The sequence below is a fragment of the Bradyrhizobium sp. GCM10028915 genome (assembly GCF_042666195.1).
Classification (GTDB): domain Bacteria; phylum Pseudomonadota; class Alphaproteobacteria; order Rhizobiales; family Xanthobacteraceae; genus Bradyrhizobium; species Bradyrhizobium canariense_D.
This window is the reverse complement of record NZ_JBHTFN010000008.1, coordinates 200,927-217,942: the sequence shown is the minus strand read 5'-3', so window position 1 is coordinate 217,942 and position 17,016 is coordinate 200,927. Positions and strand designations below refer to the sequence as shown.

The window sequence follows — 17,016 nt, the reverse complement described above, 5'->3', positions numbered from 1 at the left end:
GTGTTCGCGTTTGTGAACACCTGCCCGAGAAACCAAGCACTTAAAGCCCGATTCCTGACGAGGGATTGGCGACAGGAGAGAAGGCCGTGGCCCGTATTGCCGGCGTGAACATCCCGACCAACAAGCGCGTGCTGATCGCGCTCCAGTACATCCATGGCATCGGTCAGAAGATCGCCGGTGAGATTCTGGAGAAGGTGAAGATCCCGGTGGATCGTCGCGTCAATCAGCTCAGCGACGCCGAAGTGCTCCAGATCCGCGAAGTGATCGACCGCGACTATATGGTCGAGGGCGATTTGCGTCGTGAGGTCGGCATCAACATCAAGCGTCTGATGGACCTCGGCTGCTATCGCGGCCTGCGCCATCGTCGCGGTCTGCCGGTGCGTGGCCAGCGTACCCACACCAACGCGCGTACGCGCAAGGGTCCGGCCAAGGCCATCGCCGGCAAGAAGAAGTAAGTTTTCGCATCCAATCACGGCGTGTGGCGACCCGGGGATGACCCGTTCGCCACGCGCCTTTCGTTCCACAGGTGTAGCCGCTGGCATTACGGCGGCGTTGAGATCTTCAGGAAAGGTAGTCTATGGGCAAGGAAGCCACCCGCGTTCGTCGTCGTGAGCGCAAGAACATCGCCTCCGGCGTCGCGCACGTGAACTCGTCGTTCAACAACACGACCATCACCATCACCGACGCGCAGGGCAACACGATTGCCTGGTCCTCCGCCGGCACGATGGGCTTCAAGGGCTCGCGCAAGTCGACCCCGTATGCCGCACAGGTTGCCGCCGAGGACGTGTCGAAGAAGGCGCAGGAGCACGGCATGCGCACGCTGGAAGTCGAAGTCGCCGGTCCCGGTTCGGGCCGCGAATCGGCGCTCCGGGCGCTGCAGGCCGCGGGCTTCACCGTCACCTCGATCCGCGACGTGACCACGATCCCGCACAACGGTTGCCGTCCCCGTAAGCGTCGGCGCGTTTGATACCAGATTGCGGGCGCATTGGCGCCCGCGATGATTTTTTGCAAAGCCGTGGAAATGATCTGCGGCCTTTCTCCAACGCCAGTGCCTGCAACAGCAGTCTGACTGGCCTGTATGGGTGAAACAGTGACGATCCAGAAAAATTGGCAAGAACTGATTCGGCCGAACAAGCTGCAGGTACAGCCCGGCAGCGATCCGACCCGTTTCGCGACCATCGTCGCCGAACCGCTCGAGCGCGGCTTCGGCCAGACGCTCGGCAACGCGCTACGCCGCATCCTGCTGTCCTCGCTCCAGGGCGCGGCAGTGCAGTCGGTGCACATCGACGGCGTGCTGCACGAGTTCTCCTCGATCGCGGGCGTTCGTGAGGACGTCACCGACATCGTGCTCAACATCAAGGACATCTCGATCAAGATGCAGGGCGAAGGCCCCAAGCGCATGGTCGTCAAGAAGTCCGGACCGGGCGTCGTCACCGCCGGCGACATCCAGACCGTGGGCGACGTCGTCGTGCTCAATCCCGACCTGCAGATCTGCACGCTCGATGAGGGCGCCGAGATCCGTATGGAGTTCACGGTCGCAACCGGCAAGGGCTACGTTCCCGCCGAGCGCAACCGCCCCGAGGACGCACCGATCGGCCTGATCCCGGTCGACAGCCTGTACTCGCCGGTCCGCAAGGTCTCCTACAAGGTCGAGAACACCCGCGAGGGCCAGATCCTCGACTACGACAAGCTGACCATGACGATCGAGACCAACGGCGCACTGACGCCGGATGATTCCGTGGCCTACGCGGCGCGCATCCTGCAGGATCAGCTCAACGTGTTCGTCAACTTCGAAGAGCCGCGCAAGGAAGTCGCCCAGGAGATCATCCCGGACCTCGCCTTCAACCCGGCCTTCCTCAAGAAGGTGGACGAGCTCGAGCTGTCGGTGCGCTCGGCCAATTGCTTGAAGAACGACAACATCGTCTACATCGGCGACCTCGTGCAGAAGAGCGAAGCGGAAATGCTCCGCACTCCGAACTTCGGCCGCAAGTCTCTGAACGAGATCAAGGAAGTGCTGGCCCAGATGGGTCTGCACCTCGGCATGGAAGTGCCGGGCTGGCCGCCGGAGAACATCGACGAGCTCGCCAAGCGCTTCGAGGATCACTACTGATCCGAACGACAACAGGCTAAGGCGCGAATTCATCGCGCCTTAGCGGGCGAACGCAGGCAGCCCACCTGAGCAACTGGTCCGACGAACCGTCGCGACGAATGAAATTCAAGGAATAGATAAATGCGTCACGGCAAGGTTCATCGCAAGCTCAACCGCACCGCTGAGCATCGCCGCGCGATGTTCGCCAACATGTGCGCCGCGCTGATCAAGCACGAGCAGATCGTCACCACGCTGCCGAAGGCGAAGGAATTGCGTCCGATCGTCGAGAAGCTGATTACCCTCGGCAAGAAGGGCGGGCTGGCCATGCGCCGTCAGGCCATCTCGGAGATGCGTGACAAGGATCAGGTCAGGAAGCTGTTCGACACGCTCGCGCCCCGCTACAAGGATCGCCAGGGTGGCTACACCCGCATCATCAAGGCCGGCTTCCGCTACGGCGACAACGCCCCGATGGCCGTGATCGAGTTTGTCGATCGTGATGTCGATGCCAAGGGCCTGGATTCCGGTCCGGTGCAGGAAAAGGAAGCCGAGGCGGCATAAGCCGACCGGCAGAGAGTTTTCAGAAAGCGGCGCCTTCGGGCGCCGCTTTTTTATTGGCCGTCCTGTTGGTTACGTCCCGCTCCTCACGCGTCGGTGAGTGCCGATTGCTATCGTGCCGGCAGCGCCCAATATCTCCGCAAGCATCAACGGAGATCACGCATGAACATCGACCTATCCGGAAAGAACGCCCTCGTCACCGGCTCGACTGCCGGCATCGGCCACGCCATCGCCAAGGGCCTTGCCGGCTCGGGTGCGAGCGTCGTGATCAACGGACGCGGCCAGGACAAGGTCGATGCGGCCGTGCGCAAGCTGGAAGGGGCGGGCGGAAAGGTCCGCGGCATCGCCGCCGACGTCTCGACCGCGGCGGGCTGCAAGGCGCTGGCCGCGGCGCTGCCAGACGTCGACATCCTCATCAACAATGCCGGCATCTTCGAGCCGAGGGACTTTTTCGACATTCCGGACGAGGACTGGAGCCGCTTTTTCGAGGTCAACGTGATGAGCGGCGTGCGTCTCTCGCGTGCGTATATGAAAGGCATGCTCAAGCGCAACTGGGGCCGAATCGTCTTCATCTCCTCGGAGTCCGGGCTCAACATTCCCGTCGAGATGATCCACTACGGCATGAGCAAGACGGCGCAGCTCTCGGTCGCGCGGGGCCTGGCGCAGCTCACACGGGGCACCGGCGTCACCGTCAATTCCGTGCTGCCGGGCCCCACAATGTCGGAGGGCGTCGAGACGTTCGTGAAGGATCTTGCCAAGCAGAACGGCCAGTCGGTCGATGAGGCCGCGGCCAATTTCGTCAAACAACATCGCCCAAGCTCGCTGCTCCAGCGCTTCGCCAGCGTCGATGAGATCGCCAACATGGTGGTGTATGCGGCTTCGAAGGAAGCCTCGGCGACCAACGGCGCGGCGTTGCGTGCGGAGGGCGGCATCATCAATACGATTGCCTGAGGCCTGCGGATGCCGGCCTATGTGATCTCCGAGGTTGAGGTACGCGACAGAGCCGCGATGGAAGCCTATCGCGAGCTGGCCGCAGCAACCATCGCGCAATATGGCGGCCGCTATCTCGTGCGCGGCGGCGCCGCCGAATTGGTGGAGGGCGGCCCGCCGCCCAAGACCATCATCATCGTGGAGTTCCCATCGATGGCGCGGGCGCAGGAATGGTATGCCTCGGCCGAGTACGCCGAGGCGCTGAAGCTGCGGCACACGGCGCTGGAGCGTCGGCTGCTGTTTGTCGAGGGCGTGGCACCGTAGACAAGCCCGGGCATGACGGAGTGAGTGGCCGCTACCACCCCTCCAGCACGATCTTGCCGCGCGACTTGCCACTCTCGAGCAGTGCATGCGCGCGCTTGAGGTTGGCCGCGTTGATGGTGCCGAAGGTCTGGTCGAGCGTCGTGCGCAAGACGCCCTTGTCGATGAGGTCGGCGACGTCGTTGAGCAGATGATGCTGCGCGATCATGTCGGCGGTTTGAAAGGAGGAGCGCGTGAACATCGATTCCCAATGCACCGAGATGGCCTTGCCCTTGAACGCGCTCACAGTGAATTCCGGGGGATCGTCGATCAGGCCGAATCTGCCCTGCGGCGCCATGAACTCGGCGATGCTCTTGTAGTGCTGGTCGGTGAATGTGAGGCTCGCCACCAGCGCGACGGGCGGCAGCTTGAGCTTCTCGACCTGCTCTTTCATCGGTTGGCCGTGGTCGATCACCGCATGCGCGCCGAGACCGAGGCACCATTTTTGCGACTCCGGCCGCGTCGCGGTCGCGAGCACCGTCAGCCCGGTGAGGCGGCGGGCGAGCTGGATCAGGATCGAGCCAACGCCGCCAGCGCCGCCCGTGATCAAGAGCGTGCGCGGATCGACACTCTTGCCGGGCACCGCACCGAGCCGATCGAACAGCAATTCCCAGGCGGTGATGGAGGTGAGCGGGAGGGCGGCGGCCTGCGCGAACGACAGGCTCTTCGGCTTGTTGCCAACGATGCGCTCGTCGACGAGGTGGAATTCAGAATTGGTACCCTGGCGCAGGATCGAGCCGGCGTAAAATACCTCGTCGCCTGGCTTGAACAGCGTGACGTCGGGACCGACGGTGTCGACAACGCCGGCCGCGTCATAGCCCAGAATCTTGGTCTCGCCCTCGGGCGGGGCTGCGCGCTTGCGCACCTTGTAATCGACCGGATTGGCCGAGATCGCCTTCACAGCCACGCGGATATCACGGCCCTTGGGTTCGGGCTTGGCGGTCTCGAAATCGAACAGCGCGTCCTGATCCTCGATCGGAAGCGACTTCCTGTAGCCGACGGCCTTCATGGCTTGTCTCCTTCAGATAGTGTTGCAGATGCCGGGTCCCGGGTTCGCGTTTTCGCGCGCCCCCGGGATGACAAGCGAGACCTAGAACGCGAACTGCGTCCGCATCGCGACCGCATCGAACTTCGAACCGACATCAGCGGTCGAGATCGGCGTGGCCTGCCTCGATACCGTGCCATGCAGATAGTCCAGCATGAAACGGACGTTGCCGTTGACATACCAGTTCAGCGCTGCCGTGTAGACGGTCTGCCGGCCGCCTGCGATGCCGGTTGCGGTCCCGAGTTGATCGTTGAGGTCGATCGTGGAGAAGCGTCCCGCGACCTCCCACGCGCCCCAGCCGCCGCCCTCGAGGGAGAACGGGTGTGCCGGCTTGACGCCGCCATAGGCCGCATTGGCCGCATTATAGCTGCGACCCTCGCCCGTCAGCACGTAGCCGGCTTGCGCATAGCCGCCCTGGAATTTGAGGCTTGGCGCACCCAGCGGCGGCAGGCCGGTATTGGCGCTGCGATCGATGTTGTACCAGAAATACTCGCCTTGAAGGATCAGCGGTCCATAGGTGGCGGCCGCTTCGACGCTGTAGACCTGCGCGCCGGAGGCATTGGCGATTGCGCCGGTCGTAGCCAGCGCCGTGGGATCGATGCGCAGTTCCGGACGATCGTTCAGCGTCACCGTCTGTGCACCCGTCACCAGATTGCGCGTCGGCTGGATCAGCCATTCGGCATTGCCGCCGAGATGGACCGAGTAGTCTTTGCCGCTGACGACTTGGCCGGCGACACGCGCGACCGCGCCGTATTGTTCCGTGGTGCCGTTCGGCGCAACGCTCGACGCTGAGTGGATCGCACCGGTGGCGGGACCGGTGACATAGGCGCCAGCCCAGAACACGTCGTTGTACCAGCGCGTGCCGACCGCCGAACGGAAGTCGCCCGCAGCGATGCTCGTGGCGACGATCCCCGCCGAGGCGCGTTCCATGAACATGATGTCGTTGGAGCTCGTGGCCTCATCGAGGGTGTAGGGCAGGTCCATGATGCCGCCTTCGATGGCCATCTTGCCGCCGAACGGTTTCAGGCCGGTATAGCTGAGATAGGCGTTCTCGATGCCGGAGACGCCGCCGCCGGGCAGCGAACCCGGAGCTGCGCCGCCAAACCCGTCGGAGGAGCCGCCGAAGTCGTAGACCAGCGCGAAATTCCAGTCGTGGAAGAACTTGCCGGCGACACCGATGCGGGCGCGGCGGACGTTCTCGCCGCTGTCGAGCTTTTGCGGCACGGTCGCCGCCGTGTTGGGCCGATAGTCGTAGCCGCCGACATCCCAATGCACGCGGCTTGTGATCCCGACGCAGTTAGCCCCATCGGCAGTGCAGATGGTCGGTCGGTTGTTCGGCATTGTCACGACGACGCCGGATGCGGGCGCCGGTCCCTTGAGCGGGATCGCCGCGTTGGCGTTGGCGACGGCGGCCTTCGCTTCGGAACGCGCTTCGGCTTTCGCCTCCGCCTTCGCCTCAAGCCTGGCCTTGGCTGTGGCCGCGGTATTCGCGGCGGTCTGGCTCTGGAGCTTGTCGAGCTTCTGCTCCAGCATCTTCAGCTGCTGCTTCAGGAGCGCGATCTCCTGGTCGCTGCTGCTCGCCGATTGGGCCTGGGCCTGCGAGGCTGCCAGTGCGGCGGCGAGACCCATCGCCGTGGCTGCAATTCTTGTCCTGCTCACGTCATGACTCCATCGTTTGACGAACTTCCCCAAGTCGCTGGCGGAGAGCCTAGGTTTGATCGATGACTACCCCGCGACGCTGCGGCCGGTTGCGCGGTTCCCACTGGTGTAAATTCGCCGCAACCGAATCCGCCTTGCACCACCATGCAAGATGACGCACATCATGCCAATCCACAGCCCCGGCAAATTGCTATTTCGCACGCACAGCTTGCAGGCCGGACACGCCAAAGGTGGGTCGAATATGCCGCCGGCGCCCTTCTAATGGGGGGCGAACGCGCCTATATTCCGGCGTCTTTTCCAAGAGGTAGGAATGTTTCGATCGACCTGGACCGCCGTCGTCACGGCACTGTGCATAGCTTTTTCGGCCAACTTCAATCCGGCCGCCGCGCAGGACCGCCGTGTGCCGTCCTCGCCCGCCGAACTGCGGCTGTCCTATGCGCCGATCGTGCAGCGGGTGCAGCCGGCGGTTGTCAACGTCTACGCCGCCAAGGTGGTGCAGAACCGCAACCCGCTGCTCGACGACCCCATCTTCCGCCGCTTCTTCGGCGTGCCCGGCCAGCAGCAGGAGCAGGTGCAGCGCTCGCTCGGTTCGGGCGTGATCGTCGATGCGTCGGGGCTCGTTGTCACCAACGTCCACGTCATCGAAGGCGCCGACCAGGTCAAGGTGTCGCTGTCGGACAAGCGTGAGTTCGAGGCCGAGATCGTGTTGAAGGACTCTCGCAGCGATCTCGCGGTGCTGCGTCTGAAGGACACCAAGGAGAAGTTTCCGGCTCTCGAATTTACCAATTCGGACGAGCTGATGGTAGGCGACGTCGTGTTGGCGATCGGCAATCCCTTCGGCGTCGGCCAGACCGTGACTCACGGCATCATCTCGGCCTTGGCGCGCACGCAGGTCGGTATCACCGACTACCAGTTCTTCATCCAGACCGACGCGGCGATCAATCCTGGCAATTCCGGCGGCGCGTTGGTCGACATGAACGGCAGGCTCGCGGGCATCAACACCGCGATCTATTCGCGCTCCGGCGGCTCGCAGGGCATCGGCTTCGCGATCCCCGCCAACATGGTGCGCGTCGTCGTCGCCTCCGCCAAGGGCGGCGGCAAGGCGGTGAAGCGGCCCTGGCTCGGGGCGAAGTTGCAGGCGGTGACGCCGGAGATCGCCGAGAGTCTCGGCCTGCGTTCGCCCACCGGTGCGCTGGTCGCAAGCGTTGTCCCGAACGGGCCGGCGGCCAAGGCCGGGCTGAAATCCTCCGACCTGATCGTCTCGATCGACGGCCAGACCGTGGATGATCCCAACGCTTTCGACTATCGCTTCGCCACACGGCCGCTCGGCGGCACCGCGCAGATCGACGTGCAGCGCGGCGGCAAGCCGGTCAAGCTGACGGTGGCGCTGGACGCCGCGCCCGATGCCGGCCGCAACGAGCTCGTCATCACCGCGCGCTCGCCGCTCCAGGGCGCGAAGGTCTCGACCATCACCCCGGCGCTCGCCGACGAGCTGCATCTGGACGCCGATACCGAAGGCGTGGTGGTCACCGATCTCGGCGGCGACAGTGCGGCCGCGAATGTCGGCTTCCAGAAGGGCGACGTCATCCTGGCGGTCAACAACCAAAAGATCAGCAAGACCAGCGATCTCGAAAAGGCGGCGGCCGAGCGCCAGCGCATCTGGCGCATCACGCTGGTGCGCGGCGGCCAGCAGATCAACGTCACGCTGGGCGGATGAGTCCGAAGCGACCACAGGAGACGCCAACTCTCTTCGCCGCGGCGGGGCTCGATCACGAGGCTCCACATCCGCTGCCGGATCGGCTGCGGCCGCGCGCGCTCTCGGAGGTCGTCGGCCAGGATCACATCCTGGGTCCCGACGGCGCGCTCACGCGCATGCTGGAGACGCGCACGCTGGGCTCGCTGGTGTTCTGGGGCCCGCCCGGCACCGGCAAGACCACGGTGGCGCGGCTGCTCGCGGACGCCACCGATCTGCATTTCGAGCAGATCTCCGCGGTGTTCTCCGGCGTTGCCGATTTGAAGAAGGCCTTTGAGGCCGCGCGTGCACGCCGCGAGATGGGCAAGGGCACGCTGCTGTTCGTCGACGAGGTGCATCGCTTCAACCGCGCCCAGCAGGATTCGTTTCTGCCGGTCATGGAAGACGGCACGGTGGTGATGGTCGGCGCCACCACCGAAAACCCCTCCTTCGAACTCAACGCGGCGCTTTTGTCACGGGCGCGCGTGCTGGTGTTTCGCTCGCTCGACGCGGCCGCGATCGAAAAGCTGTTTGCGCATGCCGAGGAGGTCGAGGGCCGCAAGCTGCCGCTCGACGAGGAAGCGCGCGCCGTGCTGGTGCGCATGGCCGATGGCGACGGCCGCGCATCGCTGACGCTCGTCGAGGAAGTCTGGCGCGCCGCGCGCAAGGACGAGATTTTCGACGCCGCGCAGTTGCAGGAGATATTGCAGCGTCGCGCGCCCATCTACGACAAGTCGGCCGACGGCCATTACAATTTGATCTCGGCGCTGCATAAGTCGGTGCGCGGCTCCGATCCCGATGCTGCGCTGTATTATCTCGCGCGCATGCTCGATGCCGGCGAGGACCCGCTGTTTCTGGCCCGCCGCGTCGTGCGCATGGCGGTCGAGGATATCGGGCTTGCCGATCCGCAGGCGCTGGTCATCGCCAACGCGGCCAAGGACGCCTTCGACTTCCTCGGTCATCCCGAGGGCGAGCTCGCGATCGCGCAGGCGGTGGTCTATCTCGCCACCGCGCCAAAATCGAACGCTGTCTACACCGCCTTCGGCAAGGCGATGCAGGTCGCAAAGCAGGCCGGCTCGCTGCTGCCGCCGAAGCACATCCTCAACTCGCCGACCAAGCTGATGAAGTCGGAAGGGTACGGCGCATCTTACGAATACGACCACGACACGCCCGACGCCTTCTCCGGCCAGGATTATTTCCCGGAAGCCCTGGGCCGCCAGACCTTCTACGACCCGCCCGAGCGGGGGTTCGAGCGGGAGATCCGCAAGCGGCTGGATTATTGGGCGAAGTTGCGGAAGGAGCGGGGTGGCTGAAGCCAAAATCGCCATTTCGCCGTGACGCGAGGCTGCATTTGAGCTACGCAGGCACCATGAGCCGCCGCATCAAAAGAACCGATCCAAAGCCCCGTTCGCGCGATGAGCGCAAGGAGGCGCGCCCGTTCAAGGCGCGCAGCGCGAAGCCTGCTGGGCTGCGGCCGGGCGGCAAGCCCGGTGCGAAGCCGCCGCGCTTTGCGAGCGAGCGCGTCGAGCGGCGCGCGCCCAAAGCCGAACCGGAAAAGGCTGCACCGGCAAAGCCCGTCGAGGTATTGCTGCCGACCAAGGTGCAGACCGTCAAGGTGACGGCCGACGAGAACAACATGCGCGTCGATCGCTTCCTTGAAGCGCACTTTCCCGGCCTGTCGTTCTCCCACATCCAGCGCGTCGTTCGCAAAGGCGAGCTGCGCGTCGACGGCAAGCGCGTCGACAGCAAGGACCGCCTGGAGGAGGGCCAGAGCGTCCGCATTCCGCCGCTGAAGCTCGACACGCCGAAGGCACCCAACCCGCAGTCGGAGGCGGCGCAAAAGACGCTCGCCGCGCTGAAGGAGATGACGATCTACGAGGACGACGACGTTCTCGTGCTGAACAAGCCGGCCGGACTTGCCGTGCAGGGCGGCTCGGGCATGACGCGACACATCGACCAGATGCTGGAGGTGATGCGCGATTCCAAGGGCCAGAAGCCGCGCCTCGTGCACCGCATCGACAGGGAGACGTCGGGCTGCCTCCTGGTCGCCAAGACCCGCTTTGCCGCCTCGCATCTGACCGGCGCCTTCCGTTCGCGGTCGGCGCGAAAAACCTATTGGGCGCTCGTGCCGGGGCTCCCGAAGCCGAAGCAGGGCCGCATCTCGACCTTCCTTGCCAAGGAGGAGAGCGAGGACGACACCATCATGCGCATCGCCCAGCATGGCGACGAGGGCGCAAGTCACGCGGTGACATACTATGCGGTGGTCGAAACCGCCGGTAACAAGCTGACCTGGGTGTCGCTGAAGCCGGTGACGGGGCGCACCCACCAGTTGCGCGCCCACATGGAGCATATCGGCCACCCCATCGTCGGCGATCCCAAATATTTCAACATCGAGAACTGGCAACTGCCGGGCGGCCTGCAAAACCGGCTGCACCTATTGGCGCGCCGCATCGTCATCCCGCATCCCCGCGGCGGCTTCATTGATGCCACCGCGCCGCTGCCGCAGCACATGCAGCAGTCATGGAACCTGCTCGGGCTCGATGCGAGCCGGTTTGATCCGATCGAGAACGCGCCGGAAGAGTAATTAAGTGCGGCGCGCAGGTTGGCTGGCTACGTCATTCCTACCGCTTGCGAAACCGGTCAAACGCCACTGCGGGATCCCGACGACGAAATACCAGCGCTACGGTTGCGGCTCCGAAATTCGTACCAGGTAGCCCAAGAACAGGAAAAGCAGCCCGTCTCGCGCCAAATCGCCATGAGCAAAGCTTAGCATTGCCACGAAAAGGAAGCCCATAAAGGCAAATCTGGCCTCGGCTCGTTCCAAGCGGGCGGTCATGGCAAGCGCTCCAAGCGCTATAAATCCAAGCAGCACGCCAGCCACCCATCCGAACTCAATGACAACCTGGGCTAGGCTGAGGTGGGTTTCCATGCCCAGGCATGTCATCTGGGTGAAGCTCGAAAGGCCGTGACCAAAGATCCCCGCACGAGGTATGGCGCTGGCCACGTCGCTGATGAGCTTCTTTCGTGTCAGGACAGAATTATATTGTTTTAGGTCGCCGCACGGCGCTGGGCCCGCCTCAGCCTGAGGAACGACCTCAGCCTGAGGACTGACCTCGCCCCGAGGACCGACGTCGCCCCGAGGACCGAGCTCGCCCGGAGCGCCCACCTGAGCAGGAGGGCCCACCTGAGCGGGAGAGCCCACCTCAGCAGGAGGAGAAGCCGATATGGCGACGGCGAGACGCTCGGCGGTAGCGACGCGAGTGTAATACCCGGCGGCCCAGGAGGTCGAAACCACCAAGATGGCGACGAGTGCCTTAGTTCGGGTGCGGCGAGAGATAGCAGCTTCGCAGGCTAACGTGCACAGCAGCGCCACAAACGAAAAACGCAGGAGTGACGCCGCCAAGATGGCAAATACCACGCCGGCACATATGTAGCCGATAACCAACCATAAGCGATTGAGGTGTGAGGCGACGAGACCAGCCAGCAGAAGAGCAAAGCAAACGGAAATCTGGGCCGGAGCGGCATCAAAAGTGCCGAAGACCAATGGTTTCCCGTGGAGATCGCTCCATTGATCTCGGAGCGCCACGACGATGCATACCAGGCCAAGGAACCCGACCAGACCGAGCACCGCGAAAAATGGTCGCCCGGTCGTTCCAGACAACCGAGCTGCGGGATAAGCCGCCAAGGTGAGGATAAATAGGATTTCCTCCTTCAGAGGCCCTGGGCCGTTGACGACGGTAGAAATGCCAAGCCAAAGCACGAACAGGAGGAAGACGGAATCCCAGATCGTATTCCGGAAGTGGCCCACGGCGACAAGACCGACCAGCGGGCAAATTAGCACTGCGGCGCTTGACCACGATCCGAGCCCGATCCCATGCAAGAGGATCATGATGGCGCCGGAACACACCAAAATGCCCAACAGAACGGACGTGACGGGCTGTTTATTTCCCGACCATTCCTCTATCGGCTGCAATAGCCATTTGCTCGATGTCTCCTGGTCCATCCTCTAGCAAATCATCCAAAGCTGACTCGTTCTTGCCCATGATAGGTGGGAGCTACCAAAACTAGCCTGATCTGACGTCGGCTGTGGCGGCCATCGGCGAAGCTCACCGGTATTGATTGTCCACCAGCTCTTTTCCAAACCTTTAGTGGCTCTCGCGCGCAACGTCTATTGCCTTGGCCAGATCGACGGCCTTGGTCCCGTGACTTTCGCCATTCCTGCAGACGGAACGGAAGGCGCTGGGCCCGGGCTTTCGGCGGAGGAAATCTCTGTCCTGTGTGTAACCTGCCGGGACATGCTGACGCAACCTGCCGCACCTCAAAGACGCTCCATCGAAGCAACTGAGCAATGCTCTCCGCCTTGAGTGACAAAGCACCTTACGATAAGCCCGTCCTCTATCGCTCAGGCTCTATAAGTCCCACTGCAATAGTCGCATGTAGTCATTGCTTCCTTCTGCAAGACATGGCTGGCGACGAACGCCAGATCGGCTAGGTTACGTCAGTCGAAACTGCTCGAGAAACATCCGCAAGCTGTCGTGCGTGCTCTCGACATCCGTGATCAGCCAGCCCTCCGGGCCGTTCACCAGGATGAAGTTCAGCCGGAGCGGCCGGCCGCGATTGTCGAAACTCGCCGCGACATAGGTCTTGTCGTATTGCCTGCGAACGACCGCGATCGCGACGGGGCCGAGCTTCCAGCTCGGGCTCTGCACCAGGAAATCGTAGGGCTCGACCCGCGGCGCGGACCACACCTTGCGCAACGAGGGGTCGAAGAATTGCCGGGCGGTCGCGCCATCCTGCGGCAGGCCTTTTGAGAGCTCCGGCGCGCCCTGGCCGTAATGAGCGTAGACGTTGCGGACCACCGATTCCGGAGTCCGAAAGCCGGCCTGCGCCGCGGCCGGCCAAAACCCGGCAAGGAGAGCCGCAATGCCCGCGAGTTCCCTCATACCTGCCGCTCGCTTTATCGGTCGTCGCTCTTACCTTACAAGCCTAGCATTGAGTGATCAGGGCCGAAAACCAGATGCGCGAATTGTTCGATGAAGCTGCGGGGCGATCCCCGCTTGATCCGCAGGAGTTGGTCCGCCAGGCCTCGCGCGTGCCGCTGCGCAAGCGCTTCTACAAGGAGGTGGGGGTCGCTGAGGCTGAGGGCGGCTTTGCCATCACGCTTGACGGCAAGGCGATCCGCACGCCGTCCGGCCGCCAGGTGATCATCCCTGCGCGCGTGCTAGCCGACGCAGTGGCTGCCGAGTGGGCGGATCAGAAAGAGACGATCAATCCCATGACGATGCCGCTGACGCGGATCGCCAATAGCGTGGTCGAGGGCGTCGTCGACTGCGTCGATCTCGTCAGCGAGGACCTCGCAAAGTATCTCCAGTCCGATCTGCTGTTCTATCGCGCCGGCCATCCCGAGGGGCTCGTCGCCCGCGAGGCCGCGCATTGGGACCCAGTGTTGTTCTGGGCCGCTGAGACGCTGGGAGCGCATTTCATCCTGTCGGAAGGCGTCATGCCTGTAACGCAGCCGGAGGCGGCCGTCCAGGCCGCGCGTGCGGCGCTGCCGGGGGATGCCTGGTCGGTCGCCGCCCTCCACGTGATCACCACCCTGACCGGCTCGGCCCTGCTGGCGCTGGCGCTGGCCCATGGCGTGCGCGATGCCGGCCAGGTCTGGGCGGCGGCTTATGTCGATGAGGACTGGAATGCCGAGAAATGGGGAGTCGACGAGGAAGCCGCCGGCCGCCGCGCCGCCCGCCTCAAGGACTTTCATGCCGCCGTGACGGTTTTGGCCGCTGTGAACCCGCCCGCGGCCAAAGGTCCTTAACGAGAGGTTTACGAGGGCGGCCTTAGGGTAGGGCCTACGCTCCCCAGGCCCCTCGCCATGCCGACGCCGATAAGCTCGATCGTTCCCGTCAGTGCCGCCAGCCCTGTTGCTGACGCGGTGACGCCCGATCTTGTGCTGCAGGCCGGCAGCGTCGTCGACGCAAGAGTCGTCAGCGTGCTCGCCGGCAATCTGGTGCGGATCGCGATCGCCAACCTGCCGATGGATGTGATGTCCGAGGTGGCGCTGGCACCAGGCCAGAATCTCCAGCTTGCGGTGTCGCAGAACGGCGGCACCATCCGGCTCGCCGTCATGGGCGGGGCAGGCGAGGCGAGCGCCGATCAGGTCACGCTGACGCCGGCTGCGGCCTCGCTGGTTGACAGCCCGCCGATTGCTCCGTCGGCGAGCGCGGGACGCAACGTGCTGACGCCATCGGAGCAGGTCGCCGTTACCGCAGCTTCGGCCGAGGCGGTCACAAAGCAGGGCAGCCAGGCGCCGCTGTTCGCCAATCTGGCCGCGGTCGTCACCGGCAGCGATCTTCCGGCGGGGCTGAAGCAGGCGATGCTGGGCGTGCTGGCGCAGCAGACGCCGCTCAACACCGGCCTCGATGGCGGCGACATTGAATCCGCATTCCAAAAATCCGGCCTATTCCTCGAAGCCTCGCTCGCCGACGGCGCGACGCCGTCCTCCGGCACGATGCCAGACCTGAAGGCGGCATTGCTGGTGCTGCGCCAAACGCTGACGACGCTCGAGGCGATTGCGCCACAGGCGCAAGGTGCCGCCCTTCCGGCTGGTACCGTGGCGACACCGCAGCTCACTGCCGCGGAGACGCAGGCCGCATTGCCCGCAACCGAACCCGAGATCGCCCAATCACCGCAAATGCCGCGCAGCGTCAATATCGCAGCCTCTGTGTTGGCGGACATCGCTGGCGGTGCTCCGCAGGCCGCGGTGCCGCGGGCCATGACCGCAGGCCTTGCCGCGAGCCTCCTGCAAGAGATCACGCAAAGCCTGCCGCGAATGACGGGAAACGTGCCGGGCTCGAACAAGGCCGTACCCGAGGGACATATTTTCGAAGCCGCCGCGCGCGCGACGCCACCACCGGTTCGCGGCGCGCTGCCGTCGCCGCAATTCATTGCCTCGCCGTCACTCGTACCGGATACGCCGCTCGCTGCGACCGTGCATCGCCTGCTCGATGACACCGATGCCGCTCTCGCGCGCCAGACGTTGCTCCAGGTTGCTTCGCTCCCCGATCGCACCGACGCCAGCGGTCACAAGATTGATCCGAGCGTGCCGCAGTGGAATTTCGAGATTCCATTCGCAACGCCGCAGGGCACGGCAATGGCGCAGTTCGAGATCTCACGCGACGGCGGCAATGAATCCGCCGATCCCGCCAGGCGCGCCTGGCGCGCGCGCTTCACGCTGAATGTCGAGCCGGCTGGCCCCGTGCACGCTTTGATTACGCTCAACGGTGACAAGACCTTCGTGCGGATGTGGGCGGAGCGGCCGACGACCGCACAGCAGCTTCGCGCCGGAATCGGCGAGCTCAACCAGGCACTGACCAGGGCCGAGCTCAAGCCCGGCGACATCCTGGTCCGCGATGGCACGCCGCCACAGCCCGCACCGGCCCGCGCCGGCCACTTTCTGGATCGCGCTACATGAGCGACCCGTCGAAGCTTGCGATTGCGCTGCATTACGAGAGGGGCAGCAACGCGCCGGTCGTCGTCGCCAAGGGCAAGGGCACGATCGGCGAAAAAATCGTCGAGATCGCCAAGGCCAACGACATCCCGATCGAGGAGAACGAGATCCTGGCCGGTGCGCTCTCCAAGGTCGAACTCGGCGAGGAGATCCCGCCGGACCTCTACAAGGCCGTCGCCGAGGTGCTGGTGTTCGTGCTGCGGCTGTCGGGCAGGCGGTAGCTGTCATCGTTTCACCACGTTAGCGGCTGCATGGTCGCGGCCATCTTCATCGCGTAACGGACATCGCCAGTGCTTACCCGCCGTTCCACTCTCGGCCTTCTCGCCGCAACCGCGATCCTGCCATCGCGTGCATTCGCTCACGTCGCGCCACCGCGAAATGAAATCCGTGACAGCCTCGCAAAGCGCTTCACTGACCTCGGCACGGCGGGGACGTTCGTCGGCTACAAGGTCGAGGACTATCTGGTCGTCGCCAGCGACAAGGAACGTTCGGGCGAGGCGAAGCTGCCGGCTTCGACCTTCAAGATTCCGAACTCGTTGATTGCGCTCGAAACCGGCGTGGTCACTGACCCCGACAAGGACGTATTTCCCTGGGACGGCGTGAAGCGTCCGATCGAGGCCTGGAACAAGGACCACACGCTGCGCAGCGCGATTCTCGTCAGCGCGGTGCCGGTCTATCAGGAGATCGCGCGCCGGATCGGGCAAGAACGCATGCAAAAGTACGTCGATCTGTTCGACTATGGCAATCGCGACATCGGCGGCGGCATCGATCAGTTCTGGCTCACCGGCGCCTTGCGCATCGATCCGGTCGAGCAGGTCGATTTCATCGACCGGCTGCGCCGCCGCGCACTGCCGATCTCGAAACGCAGCCAGGATCTCGTCGCTGACATCCTGCCGGTGACCAAGGTCGGCGATAGCGTCATTCGCGCCAAGTCCGGGCTGCTTGGCGCCGAGCGCGGCGAGCCATCGCTTGGCTGGATGGTGGGCTGGGCCGAGAAGGGCGAAGCGCACACCGTGTTCGCGCTCAACATGGACTGCAAGGAGCCGCGCCTGGTCGGAGAGCGCATGCCGCTGACGCAAGCCTGCCTTGCCGAGATCGGCGCTATCTAGCGATACCGCGCTGGCGCCGCTCGACTAGCATCC

17 protein-coding genes are annotated in these 17,016 nt (G+C 64.3%); 13 read left to right on the top strand and 4 right to left on the bottom strand.

Translation table 11 applies throughout. The features are described from left to right. Nucleotides 1-86 precede the first annotated feature (86 nt). The 6 genes from rpsM (at nt 87) to ACFQX9_RS06945 (ending at nt 3,898) form a co-directional block, all read left to right on the top strand. Nucleotides 87-455 carry a 30S ribosomal protein S13 gene (rpsM, locus tag ACFQX9_RS06970; RefSeq protein ID WP_018456460.1) on the top strand — a complete coding sequence of 123 codons (369 nt, stop codon included), beginning with the start codon at nt 87-89 and terminating at the stop codon, nt 453-455. A 122-nt stretch (nt 456-577) separates the two neighbouring features. Then, entirely contained in the window at nt 578-967 is a 390-nt protein-coding gene (gene rpsK / locus ACFQX9_RS06965; protein ID WP_007603045.1) for a 30S ribosomal protein S11, read from the top strand. 111 nt (nt 968-1,078) lie between these two features. Next, nucleotides 1,079-2,110, top strand: coding sequence for a DNA-directed RNA polymerase subunit alpha (locus ACFQX9_RS06960; protein WP_007603046.1), 1,032 nt, complete (start codon nt 1,079-1,081; stop codon nt 2,108-2,110). A gap of 120 nt (nt 2,111-2,230) precedes the next feature. After that, entirely contained in the window at nt 2,231-2,647 is a 417-nt protein-coding gene (gene rplQ / locus ACFQX9_RS06955; RefSeq protein ID WP_018456461.1) for a 50S ribosomal protein L17, read from the top strand. A gap of 159 nt (nt 2,648-2,806) precedes the next feature. Then, nucleotides 2,807-3,595: an SDR family NAD(P)-dependent oxidoreductase gene (locus ACFQX9_RS06950; RefSeq protein ID WP_204511512.1), complete on the top strand. Its 789-nt coding sequence runs from the start codon at nt 2,807-2,809 to the stop codon at nt 3,593-3,595. 9 nt (nt 3,596-3,604) lie between these two features. Further along, nucleotides 3,605-3,898: a DUF1330 domain-containing protein gene (locus tag ACFQX9_RS06945; protein ID WP_204511511.1), complete on the top strand. Its 294-nt coding sequence runs from the start codon at nt 3,605-3,607 to the stop codon at nt 3,896-3,898. Nucleotides 3,899-3,929: 31 nt separating this feature from the next. Here the strand turns inward: ACFQX9_RS06945 and ACFQX9_RS06940 are convergent, their stop codons facing one another. Then, nucleotides 3,930-4,943: a zinc-binding alcohol dehydrogenase family protein gene (locus ACFQX9_RS06940; protein WP_204511510.1), complete on the bottom strand. Its 1,014-nt coding sequence runs from the start codon at nt 4,941-4,943 to the stop codon at nt 3,930-3,932. Nucleotides 4,944-5,024: 81 nt separating this feature from the next. Beyond that, nucleotides 5,025-6,638: an OprO/OprP family phosphate-selective porin gene (locus ACFQX9_RS06935; protein ID WP_247377506.1), complete on the bottom strand. Its 1,614-nt coding sequence runs from the start codon at nt 6,636-6,638 to the stop codon at nt 5,025-5,027. A gap of 310 nt (nt 6,639-6,948) precedes the next feature. Between ACFQX9_RS06935 and ACFQX9_RS06930 the strand changes: the two genes are divergently transcribed. The 3 genes from ACFQX9_RS06930 to ACFQX9_RS06920 are packed head-to-tail and all read left to right on the top strand — an operon-like array spanning nt 6,949 to nt 10,954. Then, entirely contained in the window at nt 6,949-8,355 is a 1,407-nt protein-coding gene (locus ACFQX9_RS06930; RefSeq protein WP_247370508.1) for a DegQ family serine endoprotease, read from the top strand. Beyond that, entirely contained in the window at nt 8,352-9,683 is a 1,332-nt protein-coding gene (locus tag ACFQX9_RS06925; protein WP_247370509.1) for a replication-associated recombination protein A, read from the top strand. The genes ACFQX9_RS06930 and ACFQX9_RS06925 overlap by 4 nt, the downstream gene beginning before the upstream one ends. A 56-nt stretch (nt 9,684-9,739) precedes the next feature. Further along, on the top strand, nt 9,740-10,954 hold the full coding sequence (locus ACFQX9_RS06920) for an RluA family pseudouridine synthase (RefSeq protein WP_204511506.1): 1,215 nt from the start codon (nt 9,740-9,742) through the stop codon (nt 10,952-10,954). Nucleotides 10,955-11,050: 96 nt separating this feature from the next. On the opposite strand, the gene ACFQX9_RS06915 is transcribed toward ACFQX9_RS06920, so the two are convergent. Continuing rightward, on the bottom strand, nt 11,051-12,373 hold the full coding sequence (locus ACFQX9_RS06915; protein WP_377787373.1) for a hypothetical protein: 1,323 nt from the start codon (nt 12,371-12,373) through the stop codon (nt 11,051-11,053). A 490-nt stretch (nt 12,374-12,863) separates the two neighbouring features. Beyond that, nucleotides 12,864-13,313: a hypothetical protein gene (locus tag ACFQX9_RS06910; protein WP_377787370.1), complete on the bottom strand. Its 450-nt coding sequence runs from the start codon at nt 13,311-13,313 to the stop codon at nt 12,864-12,866. A 74-nt stretch (nt 13,314-13,387) separates the two neighbouring features. Here ACFQX9_RS06910 and ACFQX9_RS06905 point away from each other — a divergent pair, with 74 nt between their 5' ends. The 4 genes from ACFQX9_RS06905 (at nt 13,388) to ACFQX9_RS06890 (ending at nt 16,983) form a co-directional block, all read left to right on the top strand. After that, entirely contained in the window at nt 13,388-14,182 is a 795-nt protein-coding gene (locus tag ACFQX9_RS06905; protein WP_377787367.1) for an ATP12 family chaperone protein, read from the top strand. Between the two features lie 57 nt (nt 14,183-14,239). After that, nucleotides 14,240-15,838, top strand: a complete 1,599-nt coding sequence (locus tag ACFQX9_RS06900; protein ID WP_377787364.1) for a flagellar hook-length control protein FliK — start codon at nt 14,240-14,242, stop codon at nt 15,836-15,838. Continuing rightward, a complete protein-coding gene (locus ACFQX9_RS06895; RefSeq protein WP_085351295.1) occupies nt 15,835-16,095 on the top strand; it encodes an EscU/YscU/HrcU family type III secretion system export apparatus switch protein in 261 nt (86 codons plus the stop codon). Before ACFQX9_RS06900 ends, ACFQX9_RS06895 begins: the two co-directional genes overlap by 4 nt. Nucleotides 16,096-16,164: 69 nt before the next feature. Then, nucleotides 16,165-16,983 (top strand): penicillin-binding transpeptidase domain-containing protein, encoded by an 819-nt coding sequence (locus ACFQX9_RS06890; protein WP_085364670.1) that lies wholly within the window; start codon nt 16,165-16,167, stop codon nt 16,981-16,983. The last annotated feature ends 33 nt before the right edge of the window (nt 16,984-17,016 follow it).

Coding starts and splice junctions, on each gene's coding strand:
- rpsK (WP_007603045.1), top strand. CDS start 578: ATGGGCAAGGAAGCCACCCGCGTTCGTCGTCGTGAGCGCAAGAACATC.
- ACFQX9_RS06960 (WP_007603046.1), top strand. CDS start 1,079: ATGGGTGAAACAGTGACGATCCAGAAAAATTGGCAAGAACTGATTCGG.
- rplQ (WP_018456461.1), top strand. CDS start 2,231: ATGCGTCACGGCAAGGTTCATCGCAAGCTCAACCGCACCGCTGAGCAT.
- ACFQX9_RS06950 (WP_204511512.1), top strand. CDS start 2,807: ATGAACATCGACCTATCCGGAAAGAACGCCCTCGTCACCGGCTCGACT.
- ACFQX9_RS06945 (WP_204511511.1), top strand. CDS start 3,605: ATGCCGGCCTATGTGATCTCCGAGGTTGAGGTACGCGACAGAGCCGCG.
- ACFQX9_RS06940 (WP_204511510.1), bottom strand. CDS start 4,943: ATGAAGGCCGTCGGCTACAGGAAGTCGCTTCCGATCGAGGATCAGGAC.
- ACFQX9_RS06930 (WP_247370508.1), top strand. CDS start 6,949: ATGTTTCGATCGACCTGGACCGCCGTCGTCACGGCACTGTGCATAGCT.
- ACFQX9_RS06925 (WP_247370509.1), top strand. CDS start 8,352: ATGAGTCCGAAGCGACCACAGGAGACGCCAACTCTCTTCGCCGCGGCG.
- ACFQX9_RS06920 (WP_204511506.1), top strand. CDS start 9,740: ATGAGCCGCCGCATCAAAAGAACCGATCCAAAGCCCCGTTCGCGCGAT.
- ACFQX9_RS06915 (WP_377787373.1), bottom strand. CDS start 12,373: ATGGACCAGGAGACATCGAGCAAATGGCTATTGCAGCCGATAGAGGAA.
- ACFQX9_RS06910 (WP_377787370.1), bottom strand. CDS start 13,313: ATGAGGGAACTCGCGGGCATTGCGGCTCTCCTTGCCGGGTTTTGGCCG.
- ACFQX9_RS06905 (WP_377787367.1), top strand. CDS start 13,388: ATGCGCGAATTGTTCGATGAAGCTGCGGGGCGATCCCCGCTTGATCCG.
- ACFQX9_RS06900 (WP_377787364.1), top strand. CDS start 14,240: ATGCCGACGCCGATAAGCTCGATCGTTCCCGTCAGTGCCGCCAGCCCT.
- ACFQX9_RS06895 (WP_085351295.1), top strand. CDS start 15,835: ATGAGCGACCCGTCGAAGCTTGCGATTGCGCTGCATTACGAGAGGGGC.